Below are 16,547 nucleotides of genomic sequence, written 5' to 3'. Positions count from 1 at the left end.
CCTAGACGCTGCGGGAGGACTCTGGTGATGCGCCCTCCGATGCTGAGGCCACGGCGGCTCCCGCCTTTGGGGAGAGCTGACGCCAGGCGTCCGCGGCAGCTTCCTGCTCTGCTTCCTTCTTGGAGTGGCCTGATCCATTGCCGTATGGCCTGCCCCCGATATTCAGGACAGCCGTGAAGGTGCGGGCGTGGTCCGGGCCGGCCCCCTCAACGGCGTAGTAGATAGTGCCAAGCTGCCGGCTGGCGGCCAGTTCCTGGATGCTGGTCTTCCAGTCCGTGCCGGCGCCGAGTGCGGCAGCATCCTTAAGGAGCGGGCCAATCAGGCGCATGACCAGCTGGCGGGCAGTCTCAATGTCGTTGGACACGTAAGTGGCACCAATGAGTGCTTCCATGGTGTCCGCCAGGATGGAGGCCTTGTTCTTGCCCTCGGTGAGCTTTTCGCCCTGCCCCAGGTAGATGTAGTCGCCGATGCCGAGGCTTCGGCCGATGCCTGCGAGGGCGCGCGTGCTGACCACCGCAGAGCGGCGTTTGGCAAGGTCACCTTCGGGCAGCGTGGGGTTGTCCCGGTACAGGGCATCGGTCACGGAGAAGCCCAGGATGGAGTCGCCCAGGAATTCGAGCCGCTCGTTGGTGGGGATGCCGCCGTTTTCGTAGGCGTAGGAACGGTGCGTGAGAGCAAGACGAAGCGTCCCGGCGTCAATGGAGACACCGAGACGCTTCAGAAGCTCTTCAGTTGAAGACATCATGTCAGCCCAAGCGGCCGATTAGACGTCTGCGACCTTGCGGCCCTTGTACTCAAGGAACAACGCAGTGCCAGCCGAGTCGGTGACGACCTTCGCCTGGTGCGGCAGGCTGTAAGTAACCTGGCCGTTCTCTACGGTCTTCACCAGGTGGGGGGCAGTTGCCTTCCACTGGGAGCGGCGGGCGCGGGTATTCGAGCGAGACATTTTCCGCTTGGGAACAGCCACGGCTAACTCATTTCTCTCTAGACAAACACGTACAAATCAATTTTGCCGGTCAGGCTTAGCCATATCAGCTAGGGCAGCCCAGCGAGGATCCAAGACCTCGTGGTGGTGCCCCGGCTCGTCTTCCAGGCGAATTCCGCATTCGGAACAAAGGCCCTGGCAGTCTTCCCGGCACACCGGCTGGAACGGCAGCATGGTTACAACTGCGTCCCGCAACACCGGTTCAAGATCGATCAGATCGCGCTCGACTCGATATTGCTCTTCTTCGTCTTCTTCGTCCGACAGCACAATGCCCTCGTAGAAGAAAAGTTCTTGCACATTGACCTCAAGGTCATACGCAAGGGGATCCAGGCATCTGCCACATTCGCCTTTTACTTCGGCGACAGCGGTTCCTGATACCAGAATTCCTTCGTGTACGGCCTCAAGCCTCAGATCCAGCTCGATATCCGAGCCTTCCCGAACGCCAATGAGTGCCACACCAAGATCACTTGGTGCGGGTACATGTTCCTTCAGTGTCCGCATGCTGCCCGGGCTGCGCCCGAGATCCTTGACGTCGAACGCCAAGGGCGAACTAGCATCTCGTTTAATGAGAACTCCTGTTGAACATATGACCGACGTACCATCCTAGCCTGAAGAACCGCAGGGACTCAAACCAGGCGACGGACGGCCGTCGAAGTACCGGACTAGCCTACCCTCTTGGTGGCTGATCGGGTGCAGACTCGCCAGCGAGCACCCTTTTATGTCTCGCCCGCGAGTAACCTTTTATGTACTGACCGGGGCACATAGTCGGACACGCTGCCACCCAGGCCCGCTACCTCTTTAATGAGGGTGGACGACAAATGAAGATAGTGCGCCTCGGCTGGCAGGAACACCGTTTCCACGCCGCTGAGCTGCCGGTTCATCGTGGCCATCGGAAGCTCGTAGTCGAAGTCTGAGGATGAGCGGAGTCCTTTGACGATCGCGGAGACACCGCGCTGGCGGCAGTACTCAGCCAGGAGACCATCGCCCACCGGTTCCACCACAATGCCTTTCAGGGACGCCAGCGTTTCGCGCGCCATATCCAGGCGGTCCCCCAGGCTGAACCTGTACTTCTTCGCATAATTGGTCGAAACCGCCACGATCACCTCATCGAAGAGGCCGGCGGCACGGGCGATGACCTCGAGATGGCCGTTGTGAATGGGGTCATAGGATCCGGGGCAGACAGCGCGTCTCATGCACCGAACCTACCGCATGGGACGGCCGGGATACCATGACTGGATGCATCCACCACGGGACCTTTCCACGCCCGCTGCGCCTGCTCCGTGGCAACGCACGGCTTCAGGCGCCAACCTGCTCGGACCCGCCGGCCAACTGGGCGTCACCATCTTCGAGGAGATGACCACCCTGGCGGCGCAGACGGGCGCCATCAACCTCGGGCAGGGCTTTCCGGACGAGGACGGCCCCCTGGAAATCAAGGCGGCAGCGATGGCCGCCCTCGAGGCCGGGGCCAACCAGTACGCGCCGGGCAAGGGCATCCTGGAACTGCGTGAGGCCGTGGCTGCCCACCAGGAGCGGTTCTACGGGCTGACCCCTGACCCGCAGACCGAGGTCATCATCAGCACCGGCGCCACAGAGGGGATCGCCGCAACGTTGCTGGCGTTCGTCGGCCCCGGCGATGAGGTGCTGACCTTCGAGCCGTTCTATGACTCGTACGGCGCCGTCATCGGCCTGTCCGGCGCCACCCACGTCACGGCCCCGCTGCTGGCTCCCGACTTTTTCCCGGACATGGCGGCCCTGGAAGCGGCCTTCACCGACCGCACCAGGGTGGTGCTGTTGAACAACCCGCACAATCCCACCGGTGCCGTCTTCCCCCGCCATATTCTTCAGCGAGTCGTCGAGCTTGCCGCAAAGCATGACTGCCTCATCATCACCGACGAGGTGTACGAGCACCTCACCTTCGGCGCCAGGCACATTCCTGTGGCCACCCTGCCGGGTGCAGCTGAGCGGACCATCACCATCTCGTCCGCCGGAAAGACCTTCTCCTTCACTGGCTGGAAGATCGGCTGGCTGACAGGCCCGGATCACCTGGTGGCGGCTGTCCGCACGGTCAAGCAGTTCCTGACCTACAGCTCCGGTACACCGTTCCAGACGGCCATTGCAACCGGCCTGGCACTGCCGGATGAGTTTTACCATGGCATTTCAGCCACTCTCCAGAAGAAGCGGGACATCCTCAGCGAAGGCCTCCGCGCCGCAGGATTCGACGTCTACACGCCGCAGGGCACATATTTCGTCAACGTGGACACCGCACCCCTTGGCATTGGCGACTCCGTGGACCTGGCCCGCAGGCTCCCCGGACTGGTGGGAGTAGCGGCGATCCCCGTCCCGGTGTTCTGCCACCCGCAGGGCGCGGAACGGACACGCAGCCTGCTCAGGTTCGCGTTCTGCAAGAAAGTAGAGGTCCTCGAGGAGGCCGCTGCCAGGCTGGCGACCCTCAGAGGAAAGCTCTGATGGCGGCTCCGGGCGGCACACGTTCCACGCGGTTCCTGCGGACCACGGGACAGCACGCCTCCATCGAGCCCGATGCCTTCACCGACGGCGGCTACGTCCTGAGCATCGGCGGGGCCGAGCAATCCCACGTTAACCTGGCGCACCCCGAGGAGATCTTCTACGAATACCTGCGAAGGATCGGCCACCTGGTGGATCTCGCCGCTCCCGAAGGCCAGCCGATCACAGCCCTGCATCTTGGGGCCGGGGCTCTGACCCTCGCCCGCTATGTCCAGGCGACAAGGCCCGGATCCGTCCAGTACGCGGTGGAGCTGGAACGGGAACTCCTCGACTTTGTCCTGCAGCAACTCCCGCTGCCTGGCGGAACCGACCTGCATACTGTGATCGGTGATGCCCGCGACGCACTGGCGGACCTGGACACGAAACTTCAATTCGACGTCGTGATCCTGGACATCTTCTCTGGTCCGGAAGCCCCGGCCCACATCGCCTGCCAGGAGTTCTACCAGGAGGCCCGTGCACGCCTTGCACCGGAAGGGTTGCTGATCGTCAACGTGGGCGACGAACCGGGCCTGACCCTGGTGCGAAGCCAGGCCGCCGCCATGCGCCGCGCCATGACCGACGTTGCAGCTTTCGCCGAAACCGGAATGTTCGCTGGCCGCTACCCCGGCAACATCATCCTCGCCGGAACGCAGGCTCCCTGGCCCGAAGCCTGGACAGCCGAACTGACGGCACGCGGCCCCCACCCCGCGAAGGTTCTGGCCGGCGTGGACCTGGATGGGCTCGCCGGCTGAGCCAGGACTCCCTGCGCCTCAGGCGTCCCGGGCCTGGCCCAGCTCCTGCTCCTCAATAACAACGTCCGGAGCGATGGCGTCAGGCACGAAGGGCTCCGCGAACCAGAGCCGCGTTTCGCCGTACTTCTTCTCGGCAAACCGTTCCAGGCCGGCGGGCCAGAACGGCTCCGGTGAACGCGAGGACCGCTCCACCACAACCACCGCTGCCGGAGCCAGATGATCGGCTAGTTTGCCCAGCACCGCGGACAGGGCAGGGTCATCCAGCGGATACGGCGGGTCCAGGAACACGAGGTCCCAGCTGGCCGTCTCCGCCGCGCGCTCCAGGAAGGACTCCACCTTGGACCGGTGGACCGTCACACCTTTGCGGCCCAGCACGCCGTTGATCAGGTCCGCGTTGCGCTGGCACACGGAACTGGCTTTGGCGTCGAATTCCACGAGGTCCACGGCCTCGGCGCCCCTGCTGCCGCTCTCCACTCCCAACGATCCGGACCCTGCGTACAGGTCCAGGACCCGGGCACCGGCAATGATTCCGAAGGCGTCGAGCCTGGAGAACAGTGCTTCCTTGACCCGGTCGGTAGTGGGCCTGGTCAGGGAGCCGGGGACGCTGACCAGGGGGGTCCCGCCCGCGGCGCCCGCGATGATGCGGCTCATGGCCGCCTCCTATCCGCGCTCAAGGAACGCCTCCTTTTCGGGGTTCAAGTACTCGTCAATGGCCTCCGCCAACCGCGGATGCCGCGCCAGGTCCGGATCCGAGCCCACAATTTCCTGGGCGTCCTGGCGCGCCTGCGCAATGATGTCCTCGTGCTCCAGCACGCGCAACAGTTTCAGGGTGGAGCGGCCGCCGGACTGCGACGCGCCCAGGATGTCGCCTTCGCGGCGCAGCTTCAAGTCCTCCTGCGACAGTTCGAAGCCGTCGGTGGTTGCCGCCACGGCGTCCAGCCGGCGCCGGCTGGGGTGCCCGCGTTCCAGGCTGGTGACCAGCAGGCACGTTCCAGGAAGCCCGCCACGGCCCACCCGGCCGCGCAGCTGGTGCAGCTGCGAAATGCCGAAGCGGTCGGCGTCGAGAATCACCATCAGGGTTGCGTTGTGGACATCGACCCCCACCTCGATGACCGTGGTGGAGACCAGGAGCTTGGTCCGGTTGGCCGTGAAGTCTGCCATCGCTGCGGACTTGACTGCGGGGTCCAGGCGGCCGTGCATTGGCCCAAGCGGCACACCGGCCAGGGCCGGTTCCTGCTGGAGATGTTCGACGACGGCAGTCACCGACGCGAGCTCACGCGCGGCGCCGTCACCCGCCAGGTCAGCCGCGGAAGGTTCCGCTTCCCCCGGACTGAAGTCGCCGTCGTCGTCCGTACCGATCCTGGGGCACACCACGTACACCTGGTGACCGGCGTCGATCTCCTCACGGGAACGGGACCAGATGCGGTCCGCCCAGCCGGGGTTCTCGGCGAGGCCCACCACATGCGTGGAAATCGGCGCCCGGCCGGCGGGAAGCTCGTCCAGGACGGAGGTTTCGAGGTCGCCGAAGACCGTCATGGCCACGGTACGCGGAATGGGCGTGGCCGTCATGACCAGCAGGTGCGGCGGCTTGTTGGCCTTTGACCTGAGAACGTCCCGCTGCTCCACACCAAACCGGTGCTGTTCGTCCACCACGATCAGGCCAAGATCGTAGAATGCGACGTTATCGCTGAGCAGCGCGTGTGTACCGATCACGATCCCGGCCGCGCCGGATGCGGCGTCCAGCATGGCCCGTTTCCGGGCGGCGGCTGGCATGGAGCCGGTGAGGAGAGTGACCTGCACGGCCCCTTCGGCCAGGCTGCCCAGCAGCCCGTCCGGGGACAGCATCGGGTCGCGGGACAGGGAGCCCAGGGTCCGCCGGATGGATTCGAAGTGCTGGGCGGCGAGGACCTCCGTTGGCGCCAGGAGCGCAGCCTGCCCGCCGGCATCCACCACCTGCAGCATGGCCCGCAGCGCGACGATGGTCTTGCCCGATCCGACCTCGCCCTGCAGCAGCCGGTTCATGGGGCTGTCCTGCGCCAGTTCCGCGGCCAGCGTTTTTCCGACGGCGGCCTGCCCGGCGGTGAGCGTGAAGGGAAGCTGCTTGTCGAACGCCGTCAGCAGCCCGTTGGTGGCGGTGCGCCGCGCCGTGGCTTCCTCGGCCGCAAGCTGGGCACGGCGCCGGGCCAGTGCCGCTTGCAGGACCAGGGCCTCCTGGTAGCGCAATCGCTCCTGGGCCTTCTTCCAGTCAGCGTGCGATTCCGGCTTGTGGATGAGCCGGTAGGCATGGGCCACCGGCAGGAAATCCTCCCGCGCAGCGACCGTCTCCGGCAGCGGATCCGGCAGTGCGTCCAGATCCACGGTTTCCAGGAGCGTGGAGATGACTTTCTGAATCGACCAGCTGGTGAGCTTTGCGGTGGCCGGATACACGGGAATCGGCATGGCGGCCAGCTTTTCAGGGTCCATACCGGGCATGTCCGGGTCCTCGTCCAGGAGGTGGAAGTCCGGGTTGGTCAGGCCCAATGACGGGCCGTACCGGGTCACCTTTCCCGAGAACATCACGCGCCGGCCGGGCAGGAGTTCGGCCCGTGCCCGGTGGCCGCTAAAGAAGGTGATCTTGAGCGTGCCGTGCCCGCTGCCGGGGCCTACTGCCGCAAGGCGCGGACGGCCATGGGAGGCGGCGTCGTCGGTGATAACGACGTCGGTGATGGAACCGCGGCGGGTATGCATCTTGCGGGTGCTGTTGGAGAGTACCCGCGCAATGAGGGTGACTTCCACGTCCACAGGCAGCTCGCTGATGGGGGTCAGCTCGCCGCGGTTCAGGTAGCGGCGGGGGAAGTAGTTCAGCAGGCCGCCGACTGTGACGATGCCCAGGTGCTTCTCAATAGCCGAAGCTGACCGCTTTCCGATCAGGCGTTCCAGGCCCAGGTCGAGTTCAGCGCTCATGCCCACTGGAGTTCACCGGAGCTGGTTCGGGATCGCGGGCCAGGGCGAGTTCGCTGACCGAAATGTCGCTGGGTTCGCCGAGGGAACGGATCAGGGCGACCGCGCGTGCGGCTTCTGGGACGTGGACGTGGACCCGCCACCGGTAGCTGCCCTCAGCATCTGCCATGCTGTCCACCTGGCTCATGATGACGGACTCACCGATCTCGTCGAGCCGCTGGCGTAGCGTTGCCGCGCTGAGCGGCGAAAGGCTGATGGTGCACATGACCTCAACGCCGTCGTCGTCCGGCATGTCGGCGTGGATGTGGGGGTCTTGGACGTTATAGCCGTGCAGGCCGTCGAGGAGTTCGCCCTGCAGTTCTTCGCCTAGGACGGCGGAGCGCAGGCAGTCGAGGATGAGCAGCATGCCAACGCCCCCGGCATCGACCACGTGGGCGGCTTCGAGGGCGGCCAGCTGGCTCTCCGTGGTGACCACTGCTTTCAGCGCGCCGTTGACGGCAGCGTCGAGGGCTTTGCCCAGGGCGTGGTTGCTGTCGTCGCCGTTGTGGCCTGCGTCCACTGCCGCGGCGGCACGGGCGGCGGCTTCCATGACAGAAAGCATGGTGCCTGGTACGGGATCGCTCAACGCGGACCAGGCCCGGATCTGGGCGCGGTTCAGCGCGGCGGCCAGAAGGGTTGACGTCACGCGGGTGTGACCGGCCAGGGGCTCAGCCGCGGCGCAGAGGAAGACTGAGAAGAGGGTTCCGGAGTTGCCGCGAGCCTGCTCCATCGCGGCCCTGCCGGCGCGCGCCAACACTGCTCCGACATCCGCCTGCCCGGCGTCAGCGGGGACTGCCGCACCGTGGCCCGCCGGGTCGCTGTGCAGGGCACGGGCGGCCGCCCGAACCGTGAGGTAAAGGTTGGTGCCGGTGTCACCGTCCGCCACGGGGAAGATGTTGATGGCATTGAGGCGGTCGCTGTGGTTGGCAATGGCGGTTTCAGCCTTGTCCAACCACCGCTTCATCGCTTGCGCGTTGGCGGCAACCTTAGTCTGCAAAGTGATCCCATCCCCCGGTGCCAACGGCGTGGCCCGCAATTGTGACGCCCGGAGGTGTGGAGCTTTCCGGGGCTTGTACAGAGCCTATCGCAGTGAATCCGGCCGGCAGCTGAACGTCGGCCGGGAATGTGGCCAGCAGCCCGTGGTCCTCTCCCCCGCCCAGCACCCAGGCCATGGGGTCAGCTCCGAGAAGGTCCGACGCCGGCGTGAGCCCTTCCGAGAGCGGTTTAAGTGCTGCGGGGTCAAGGTCAAGGACGATGCCGCTGGCGAGGGCCAGCCGGGTTCCGTCGCGGACGAGGCCATCGGAGATATCCAGCATGGCCGTGGCGCCGGCCGCCATGGCCAGCGGCCCGGCGGACAGGGGCGGCCGCGGCCTGCACTGCAGTTCCACGAGCGCCCGCTGCGCCGGCGCCAGGGACTGCACGGCGTTCTCCGATTCCAGGAGCGCAAATCCGGCTGCGGCCCGGCCCACCGTCCCGGCCAGGGCCACGACGTCGCCGGCACGGGCCCCTGACCGCAGGACCGCCTCGCCGCCAGCCAGTGAGCCCAGCACGGCGACCGTCACGGAGATTTCCCTGCCGCGGCCCAAATCGCCTCCGGCGACCGAGCAGTCAAGGGCCCCAAGTTCGCTGATTCCCGCAGTCAGGCCGTCGGCCAGGTCCGCCACCCAGCTGACAGGAGTTTCGGGCGGCAACGTCAGGCTCACCACCAGCGACATGGCCACGCCGCCCATGGCGTTGATGTCGCTGAGGTTCTGGGCCGCCGCCTTCCAGCCGACGTCGTACCCTGTGGTCCGGTAGCCGTTGTTCCACTCGAGGCGGAAGTCCTGGTCCTGGGTCTGGGTGTCGATGGAGATCAGGGTCCGGCCGTCAGGGGCCGACACCAGCGCGGCGTCGTCCCCCGGACCCAGCAGTGTGGCCGAACCGTGCGTTCCGCCCATTTCCAGCCGCGGAAAGATCCGGGCCAGCAATTCGGCTTCGGACAGCGCGGCGACAGTCAGAGTGTGTTCAGTCAACGGAATTTCAGGCACGCCCCTACGCTACAGCGCGGCACTGACATTGCTGATCCGCCCATCGCTGATCAGGTGCTCTCAACGGGCGTACGGTCCTTCGCACCTCCCGCGCCACACGGCGGCGACGCTAGGCTGGATGGATGCGCAATCCCCGTTTCCCCTTGCCTGTCCGCGTGTCCGGAATCCTTCTGACGGCGACCCTCACTGGAGCCGTTCTGTCCGCCTGTGCCCCGACTGTGGATGTCACCGCCGCCAGCGATGCGGCGAACCCTGCGTGCGCTCCGATGATGGTGGCCCTCCCGGACGCCATCGGGGATGCTGCACTGAGGAAAACCAACAGCCAGGCCACCGCGGCCTGGGGGGAGCCTTCACAGGTGATCCTGCGCTGCGGCGTCAACGTTCCAGGCCCGACGACGGACCGGTGCGTGAGTGTCAACGGCATCGACTGGGTCATCAAGGAGGGCGATCCGGTGTGGACACTGACTACCTTCGGCCGCGAACCCGCCACGGAAATCCTGATGGATCCGGAGAAGATCAGCTCCGCGACGGTCCTGGCTGACCTTTCCGCCTCAGTGGGAAAGATTCCGGCCAGCCGGAACTGCGTGGGTCAGGAAGACCTGCAGAACCAGCCCACCACCCGGTAGGGTGCCGGTGGGGGCCCACGCCAGCAGGGTTCCCTGGCCGAAGCGGAGCGAGGTTAGGGTGCCGGTGGGGACTATCGCAGGCCGGTCTTCCGGTTCAGGGCCAGGTAGATCAGTTCGTCGATCAGGTCCGCATAGTCCAGGCCTGATGCTGCCCACATCTGCGGGTACATGCTCTTGGGCGTAAACCCCGGCATGGTGTTGATCTCGTTGATGATCAGTTCGCCGTCGGGCGTATAGAAGAAGTCCACGCGGCTCAGGCCTTCGGCTCCGACAGCATCAAAGGCGGCCGCCGCGAGTTCACGGACACGAACAATGGCTTCTTCGGGAAGGTCGGCGGGGCAGCTCAGCGCGGCGGCGTCGTCCTCAACATACTTCGCGTTGAAATCATAGAATTCGTGCGTTCCGCCGGCAACGGAGATTTCACCCGGCATGGAGGTCCGGGGGGAATCGGTCCCACGGCCTTCCAGGACGGCGCACTCAATTTCACGTCCCACGATGCCGGCCTCGATGACAAGCTTGAGGTCGTGGCGGCGGGCTTCCTCGACGGCGGCATCGAGTTCGTCCAGCGAGTCCACTTTGGAGATCCCCATGGACGAACCCGCCCGCGCCGGCTTGACGAACACGGGAAAGCCGAGCTGGTCAACCTGTTTGCGGACGGACTCCGCGTCCTTGACCCACTGACGGTCCGTGACGGCAGTGTAGGGCCCCACGTGCAGCCCGGCGGCCTCGAAAACAACCTTCATGTAGTGCTTGTCCATGCCCACAGCCGATGCGAGCACACCGGCGCCGACGTAGCGGGTGTCGGACAGTTCCAGGAGTCCCTGGATGGTGCCGTCCTCGCCAAAGGGACCATGGAGAAGCGGAAACACAACGTCCACCGTGCCGAGTTCCTGCGGGACCTGGTTCGGTGAGGCGACGATCAGCTGGTGCTCGCCGCCGATCTCGGCCAGTGTCACGGTTTCCGACGACGGCGGGACCTCCGGCAGCGACGACGCGGACAGCGACCATTGGCCGGTGTCGCCCGAGGCCAGCACCCACTGCCCCGATTTGGCGATGCCGATGGGGATGACATCGTACTTGTCTTTGTTGATGGCGCCCAGGACGCCGGCGGCGGTCACGCAGCTCACGGCATGCTCGCTGGACCGGCCACCAAAAAGCACCGCGACGCGGGGTTTGGCCCGGGGAGCTGGGTCCGCGGCGGTCAGGTTTTCGTCGGACATCGTCAGTAATCGCCTTCGGGTTTCAGGTCCCGGGCCAGCAGCAGCGGCCCCAGTTGGTCAACGGATAGTTTGCCGGCCAGGACGGCTACGACGGCGGCAGTAATGGGCATTTCGACGCCCATTTTCCCCGCAAGCTCATGCACGGCCTGGCCTGATTTGATTCCTTCGGCGGTCTGGGTCATTTTTTGCGCCACCTCATCCAGGGTCAGGCCCTCGCCCAGCAGCCGGCCTGCGGTGTGGTTGCGCGACAGCGGGGACGAGCACGTGGCCACCAGGTCGCCCAGCCCTGCCAGGCCCGCCATGGTCTGAGCCTCGCCGCCGAGCGCGAGTGCCAGCCGGGACGTTTCCGCGAGGCCCCGGGTGATCACGGAAGCTTTGGTGTTGTCCCCCATCTGCTTGCCTTCGCAGATGCCTACCGCCAGGGCGATGACGTTCTTCACGATGCCGCCGATCTCCACGCCCACAACGTCCGCGGTGGTGTAGGGACGGAAGTACGGGGCCGTGCAGCTTCTGGCGATCCAGCCCGCGGCCGCCGCGTTGGTACAGGCCACCACGGAGGCCGTGGGTTCCTCGCGGGCGATCTCCATGGCCAGGTTGGGACCGGAAACCACGGCGATACGGTCTGCGGGAATCCCCAGTTCTTCGCTGATGACCTCGCTCATCCGGGCGTCCGTGCCGAGCTCCAGACCCTTCATCAGAGATACCACCACGGCGTCAGAAGCAATCAGCGGCTTCCATTCACGGAGCTGGAGGCGCAGCGACTGGGCAGGGACAGCGAGGACCACCAGGTCCGCGCCCGCCAGCACGTCACGGACGTCCGTGGACGCCGTGATGCTGGACGGCAGCTCGGTGTCCTTCAGGTACTGGACGTTGCGGTGGGAGCTGTTGATCTGCTCCACCACTTCGCTGCGCCGGCCCCAGATCCGGATGCTCCGCTGTTCCCCCGCTGCCCGGGCTGCATCAGCGAGGATCTTGGCGAATGTGGTTCCCCAGGAACCGGCGCCCAGGACGGCGACAGACCGCGCGGAATCCTGACGTGCTCCGTCGGCCATCAGGTGGCATCCGCAGCGTCGTCAGGATTTCCCCGCTCAATGAAACGACCGTGCGTGGCTTGGTTGTGCTTGGAAGGGTCCCAGCGTTCCGCGGGAGGCTCCTCTCCGCGGATGCCGGCCAGCAACTCCGTCACGGCGTCCATGATCGCCTCAGTGGCCGCGGCCAGCGTTGCTTTGTCCAGTGGCCGGTCAGCGTAATGACTGAGGTCCACGGGCTTGCCCACCATCACGCGGGACGTCTTGCGCGGGAAAACGTGGAACCGTTTCGCATAACGCGGGAACACCTCATGAGCACCCCAGTGCGCGATCGGCACCACGGGAATTCCAGCCTCCAAGGCGAGCCGGGCAGCGCCGGTGTGACCCTTCATCGGCCACAGCGCCGGATCACGCGTGAGGGTGCCTTCGGGGTAGATGATGATTGCCCCGCCGTCGGCCACAATCTCCTTGGCGAGCTGCAGCGAGCGGTTCGCCCCCGCCGTCGAGCGTTCCACAGGGATCTGCCGGGTGGCCCGCAGGACCGCGCCCAGGACCGGAACCTTGAACAGCCCGGCCTTGGCCAGGAAATGCGGGGCGCGCTTCTGGTTGTAGAGAATGTGCCCCACGATCAGGGGATCGATTTCCGTGCAATGGTTGGGCGCGGCAATAAACCCGCCGGCGGGGAGGTTCTCGAGGCCTTCCCACTTCTTGTTCATCATTGCGTTCAGCACCGTGCGCACTATGGCTGCGACCACAACGAATGTGGCCTGGCTCTTGGCCGTTTCCTTCACGTACCCACCGCTACTTTGTCGAGGTGATGTCGAAATCGGCGCCGAGGCCGGCCAGCTTTTCGGTAAAGCGTTCGTATCCGCGGTTGATGATGTCGATCCCGGTCACGCGGGACGTGCCGGAAGCGGCAAGCGCAGCGATCAGGTGACTGAAGCCGCCACGCAGGTCCGGGACGTCGATGTCGGTGCCCTTGAGCTGGGTGGGGCCAGAGATGACGGCGGAGTGGAGGAAGTTGCGCTGGCCGAAGCGGCACGGCACGCTGCCCAGGCACTCGCGGTGCACCTGGATGCTGGCGCCCATCCGGATGAGCGCATCGGTGAACCCGAACCTGTTTTCATAAACGGTTTCGTGGACGATCGAGACGCCTTCGGCCTGGGTCAGTGCCACCACCAGGGGCTGCTGCCAGTCGGTCATGAAGCCGGGGTGGACGTCCGTTTCCAGGACCAGCGGGTTGAGCTTGCCGCCTCGGTGGTAGAAGCGGATGCCGTCCTCGCCGATATCCATGCCGCCGCCTACCTTGCGGTAGGTGTTCAGGAACGTCATCATGTCCCGCTGCGAGGCACCTTCGACGAAGATGTCACCGCGGGTCACCAGGGCTGCGGAAGCCCACGACGCCGATTCGTTGCGGTCCGAGAGGGCACGGTGGGTGTAGCCGCCCAGATCCCGGACCCCTTCAATGCGGATGGTCCGGTCGGTCTGGACACTGATGATGGCGCCCATCTTCTGCAGCACGGCAATGAGGTCGATGATCTCAGGCTCGGTGGCGGCGCCTGAAAGCTCGGTGATCCCTTCGGCGCGGGTGGCGCTGAGCAGTACCTGCTCCGTGGCACCTACCGAGGGGTAGGGCAGATTGATCTTGGCGCCATGGAGGCCCTTGGGCGCCGAGATGTGAATGCCGCCCGGGCGCTTTTCCACCACGGCACCGAACTGGCGGAGTACGTTGAGGTGGTAGTCGATGGGCCGGTCACCGATCTTGCAGCCGCCAAGGTCCGGAATGAAGGCCTCACCGATCGCATGGATCAGGGGTCCGCAGAGCAGGATGGGGATCCGCGAATCACCGGCGTGGGCATCGATCGCAGTGCTCGGGGCGGTTCTGGCCGCCTTCGGATCCAGGGTGAGGTCACCGCTGACGGGATCCTTGACCACCGTCACTCCGTGCAGCTGCAGGAGCGAGGTGACAACCTCCACATCCTTGATCTCCGGAACGTTCCGCAACACCGACGGCTCGTTGCCCAGCAGTGCTGCCACCATTGCCTTGGGAACAAGGTTTTTGGCCCCCCGGACGCTGACGCGGCCTGTAAGCGGGACTCCGCCGCGGATTGTCAGAACACTACTCATATACCGGTTTCCTTACGATTACTCGCCCCAAAATCCTTGCAAAGGCTCCAGCTAAGCATAGGAGGTTGCGTTACCGAACCGAAATACGGGCGCCGAAAGCCTCCGGCGCGTCGCCGCGAAGGCGGCTCCGTCCGGGGCGGGAAATTCCGGGCTCCGGCTCAGGAAAGGCGGGCCGGAAGCGTGGTGGGCTTGAAGGTGGGGCGGGTGGCCTCGTACGCGGTGATGTCCTCTTCGTGCTGGAGTGTCAGGCCGATGTCGTCCAGGCCTTCCAGGAGGCGCCAGCGCGTGTAATCGTCGATTTCAAAAGGCGCCACGATGCTTCCGCAGCTGACGGTCTTGGACGGCAGGTCAACGGTGACTTCGGTGCCCGGGGCGTTTTCCAGTTCCTTCCAGATCAGCTCGATGTCGTCCTGCGCGAGTTCGGCGGCCAGCAGCCCCTGCTTGCCGGAGTTGCCGCGGAAGATATCCGCGAAACGGGACGACAGGACAGTCTTGAAGCCGTAGTCCTTCAGGGCCCAGACGGCGTGCTCACGGGACGAGCCGGTACCAAAGTCCGGGCCGGCCACCAGGACGGATCCGGCGTTGAACGGCGCCTGGTTCAGGATGAAGGACGGGTCCTTCCGCCAGGCGGAGAAAAGTGCATCCTCGAAGCCGGTGCGGGTGATCCGCTTGAGGTAGACCGCGGGGATGATCTGGTCCGTGTCAACGTTGCTCTGGCGCAGCGGGACCCCGATGCCGGTGTGGGTGGTGAATTTTTCCATGGCGGTCTCCTAGGCTGCGTCGGTGCGGATGGCGGTGGATTCGGGAGCCGGATCGAGGTCCGACGGCGAACTCAGGGTGCCACGGATGGCCGTGGCCGCTGCCACCACCGGTGATACGAGGTGCGTGCGGCCGCCCTTGCCCTGGCGGCCCTCGAAGTTACGGTTGGACGTTGAGGCGCAACGCTCCCCCACCTCCAGCTGGTCCGGGTTCATGCCCAGGCACATCGAGCAGCCGGCAAAGCGCCACTCGGCGCCGAAGTCCTTAAAGACCTTGTCCAGTCCTTCCGCCTCTGCTTCCAGCCGCACGCGGGCCGAACCGGGCACCACCAGCATGCGGATGTTGGGGTCCTTCCGGCGCCCGCGGATGACGTCCGCCGCGGCCCGGAGGTCCTCCATGCGTGAGTTGGTGCAGGAGCCCAGGAACACCGTGTCCACCCGGATCTCCTTCATCGGCGTGCCGGCCTCGAGCCCCATGTACTGCAGGGCGCGTTCGGCGGCCGCCTTGGCGTTTTCGTCGCCGAAGTCCTCAGGGAACGGAACCCTGGCGGAGAGCGAAACGCCCTGGCCCGGGTTCGTGCCCCAGGTAACAAACGGCTCCAGCGTGTCGGCGTCCAGGTCCACCTCGACGTCGAACGTCGCGTCGTCGTCGGTCCTCAGCGTGTTCCAGTACTCGAGCGCGGCATCCCAGTCCGCGCCCCGCGGCGCGTGCGGGCGTCCGTCCATGTAGTCGTAGGTGATCTGGTCCGGGGCCACCAGGCCGGCGCGGGCACCGGCTTCGATGGACATGTTGCAGATGGTCATGCGGGCTTCCATGGACAGCGCGCGGATGGCGGAACCGCGGTATTCCAGGACGTAACCCTGGCCGCCGCCGGTGCCGATCTTGGCAATCACGGCCAGGATGATGTCCTTGGCGGTGACGCCCGGGCGCAGGGTGCCTTCGACATTGATGGCCATGGTTTTGAACGGCTTCAGGGACAGCGTCTGCGTGGCCATGACGTGCTCCACCTCGGACGTGCCGATGCCCATGGCCAGGGCACCGAACGCGCCGTGGGTGGACGTGTGGGAGTCACCGCAGACAACGGTCATGCCGGGCTGGGTCAGGCCAAGCTGGGGGCCAACAACATGCACGATGCCCTGCTCCGCGTCGCCGAGCGAGTGAAGGCGGACGCCGAACTCTGCGCAGTTGTTGCGCAGCGTCTGGATCTGCGTACGGCTGGTGAGATCGGCAATGGGCTTGTCGATGTCCAGCGTGGGAGTGTTGTGGTCCTCCGTGGCGATGGTGAGGTCCGGGCGGCGCAGCTTGCGGCCGGCCAGGCGCAGACCTTCAAATGCCTGCGGAGACGTCACCTCATGGACAAGGTGAAGGTCAATGAAGAGGAGGTCGGGCTGGGCATTGGCTCCTTCGCCGTCGCCTTTGCGCACCACGTGTGCGTCCCAGACTTTCTCGGCCAGTGTCTGTGCCACGGCCATCTCCCTTCACTGCTGTTTGGTTGTTTGGTTCCACTGAACCAGCAGGGCTGCAATATGTGCCAGCCCAAAG

General features: G+C 65.6%; 17 protein-coding genes. 3 read left to right on the top strand and 14 right to left on the bottom strand.

Annotated features, from left to right (window positions below; genetic code table 11):
* Nucleotide 1 precedes the first annotated feature (1 nt).
* The 4 genes from rnc to coaD all read right to left on the bottom strand — a co-directional run bounded on the left by rnc (nucleotide 2) and on the right by coaD (nucleotide 2,178).
* Complete coding sequence (rnc, locus tag ACQCSW_RS09180) at nucleotides 2–742, bottom strand: ribonuclease III (RefSeq protein ID WP_426990657.1); 741 nt, start codon at nucleotides 740–742, stop codon at nucleotides 2–4.
* Nucleotides 743–763: 21 nt separating this feature from the next.
* Complete coding sequence (rpmF, locus tag ACQCSW_RS09175) at nucleotides 764–967, bottom strand: 50S ribosomal protein L32 (RefSeq protein ID WP_009356569.1); 204 nt, start codon at nucleotides 965–967, stop codon at nucleotides 764–766.
* A 36-nt stretch (nucleotides 968–1,003) separates the two neighbouring features.
* On the bottom strand, nucleotides 1,004–1,528 hold the full coding sequence (locus ACQCSW_RS09170) for a YceD family protein (protein ID WP_426990456.1): 525 nt from the start codon (nucleotides 1,526–1,528) through the stop codon (nucleotides 1,004–1,006).
* Nucleotides 1,529–1,701: 173 nt separating this feature from the next.
* Nucleotides 1,702–2,178 carry a pantetheine-phosphate adenylyltransferase gene (gene coaD, locus ACQCSW_RS09165; protein WP_426990455.1) on the bottom strand — a complete coding sequence of 159 codons (477 nt, stop codon included), beginning with the start codon at nucleotides 2,176–2,178 and terminating at the stop codon, nucleotides 1,702–1,704.
* 43 nt (nucleotides 2,179–2,221) lie between these two features.
* Here coaD and ACQCSW_RS09160 point away from each other — a divergent pair, with 43 nt between their 5' ends.
* Together ACQCSW_RS09160 and ACQCSW_RS09155 are read left to right on the top strand one after the other, a co-directional pair.
* Nucleotides 2,222–3,451, top strand: coding sequence for an aminotransferase class I/II-fold pyridoxal phosphate-dependent enzyme (locus ACQCSW_RS09160; RefSeq protein WP_426990454.1), 1,230 nt, complete (start codon nucleotides 2,222–2,224; stop codon nucleotides 3,449–3,451).
* Nucleotides 3,451–4,239: a spermidine synthase gene (locus tag ACQCSW_RS09155; protein ID WP_426990453.1), complete on the top strand. Its 789-nt coding sequence runs from the start codon at nucleotides 3,451–3,453 to the stop codon at nucleotides 4,237–4,239. Before ACQCSW_RS09160 ends, ACQCSW_RS09155 begins: the two co-directional genes overlap by 1 nt.
* An 18-nt stretch (nucleotides 4,240–4,257) precedes the next feature.
* On the opposite strand, the gene rsmD is transcribed toward ACQCSW_RS09155, so the two are convergent.
* Genes rsmD through thiL form a run of 4 tightly spaced genes read right to left on the bottom strand, consistent with a single transcriptional unit; the run spans nucleotide 4,258 to nucleotide 9,245 of the window.
* Nucleotides 4,258–4,890, bottom strand: a complete 633-nt coding sequence (rsmD, locus tag ACQCSW_RS09150; protein WP_426990452.1) for a 16S rRNA (guanine(966)-N(2))-methyltransferase RsmD — start codon at nucleotides 4,888–4,890, stop codon at nucleotides 4,258–4,260.
* 9 nt (nucleotides 4,891–4,899) lie between these two features.
* Nucleotides 4,900–7,182: an ATP-dependent DNA helicase RecG gene (locus ACQCSW_RS09145; RefSeq protein ID WP_426990451.1), complete on the bottom strand. Its 2,283-nt coding sequence runs from the start codon at nucleotides 7,180–7,182 to the stop codon at nucleotides 4,900–4,902.
* Entirely contained in the window at nucleotides 7,172–8,182 is a 1,011-nt protein-coding gene (locus ACQCSW_RS09140; RefSeq protein ID WP_426990450.1) for a DAK2 domain-containing protein, read from the bottom strand. Before ACQCSW_RS09140 ends, ACQCSW_RS09145 begins: the two co-directional genes overlap by 11 nt.
* 22 nt (nucleotides 8,183–8,204) lie before the next feature.
* Nucleotides 8,205–9,245: a thiamine-phosphate kinase gene (gene thiL, locus ACQCSW_RS09135; RefSeq protein ID WP_426990449.1), complete on the bottom strand. Its 1,041-nt coding sequence runs from the start codon at nucleotides 9,243–9,245 to the stop codon at nucleotides 8,205–8,207.
* A gap of 122 nt (nucleotides 9,246–9,367) precedes the next feature.
* On the opposite strand from thiL, the gene ACQCSW_RS09130 reads away from it, so the two are divergent.
* Nucleotides 9,368–9,871, top strand: a complete 504-nt coding sequence (locus tag ACQCSW_RS09130) for a DUF3515 domain-containing protein (RefSeq protein ID WP_426990448.1) — start codon at nucleotides 9,368–9,370, stop codon at nucleotides 9,869–9,871.
* Between the two features lie 71 nt (nucleotides 9,872–9,942).
* On the opposite strand, the gene ACQCSW_RS09125 is transcribed toward ACQCSW_RS09130, so the two are convergent.
* The 6 genes from ACQCSW_RS09125 to leuC all read right to left on the bottom strand — a co-directional run bounded on the left by ACQCSW_RS09125 (nucleotide 9,943) and on the right by leuC (nucleotide 16,471).
* Nucleotides 9,943–11,091 (bottom strand): D-alanine--D-alanine ligase family protein, encoded by a 1,149-nt coding sequence (locus tag ACQCSW_RS09125; protein WP_426990447.1) that lies wholly within the window; start codon nucleotides 11,089–11,091, stop codon nucleotides 9,943–9,945.
* A gap of 2 nt (nucleotides 11,092–11,093) precedes the next feature.
* On the bottom strand, nucleotides 11,094–12,143 hold the full coding sequence (locus ACQCSW_RS09120) for an NAD(P)H-dependent glycerol-3-phosphate dehydrogenase (RefSeq protein WP_426990446.1): 1,050 nt from the start codon (nucleotides 12,141–12,143) through the stop codon (nucleotides 11,094–11,096).
* Nucleotides 12,143–12,910: a lysophospholipid acyltransferase family protein gene (locus ACQCSW_RS09115; protein WP_426990445.1), complete on the bottom strand. Its 768-nt coding sequence runs from the start codon at nucleotides 12,908–12,910 to the stop codon at nucleotides 12,143–12,145. The genes ACQCSW_RS09120 and ACQCSW_RS09115 overlap by 1 nt, the downstream gene beginning before the upstream one ends.
* Nucleotides 12,911–12,920: 10 nt before the next feature.
* Nucleotides 12,921–14,246, bottom strand: a complete 1,326-nt coding sequence (gene murA / locus ACQCSW_RS09110; RefSeq protein ID WP_354250954.1) for a UDP-N-acetylglucosamine 1-carboxyvinyltransferase — start codon at nucleotides 14,244–14,246, stop codon at nucleotides 12,921–12,923.
* 158 nt (nucleotides 14,247–14,404) lie between these two features.
* Nucleotides 14,405–15,007, bottom strand: a complete 603-nt coding sequence (gene leuD, locus ACQCSW_RS09105) for a 3-isopropylmalate dehydratase small subunit (protein ID WP_426990444.1) — start codon at nucleotides 15,005–15,007, stop codon at nucleotides 14,405–14,407.
* Between the two features lie 9 nt (nucleotides 15,008–15,016).
* Nucleotides 15,017–16,471, bottom strand: a complete 1,455-nt coding sequence (gene leuC / locus ACQCSW_RS09100) for a 3-isopropylmalate dehydratase large subunit (protein ID WP_354250952.1) — start codon at nucleotides 16,469–16,471, stop codon at nucleotides 15,017–15,019.
* Nucleotides 16,472–16,547: the final 76 nt, after the last annotated feature.

Source organism: Pseudarthrobacter sp. Y6 (assembly GCF_050156205.1).
In the GTDB taxonomy this organism is placed as follows: Bacteria; Actinomycetota; Actinomycetes; order Actinomycetales; family Micrococcaceae; genus Arthrobacter.
Note: the sequence above shows the minus strand (reverse complement) of the source record. Positions and strands in the feature narration are given on the sequence as shown.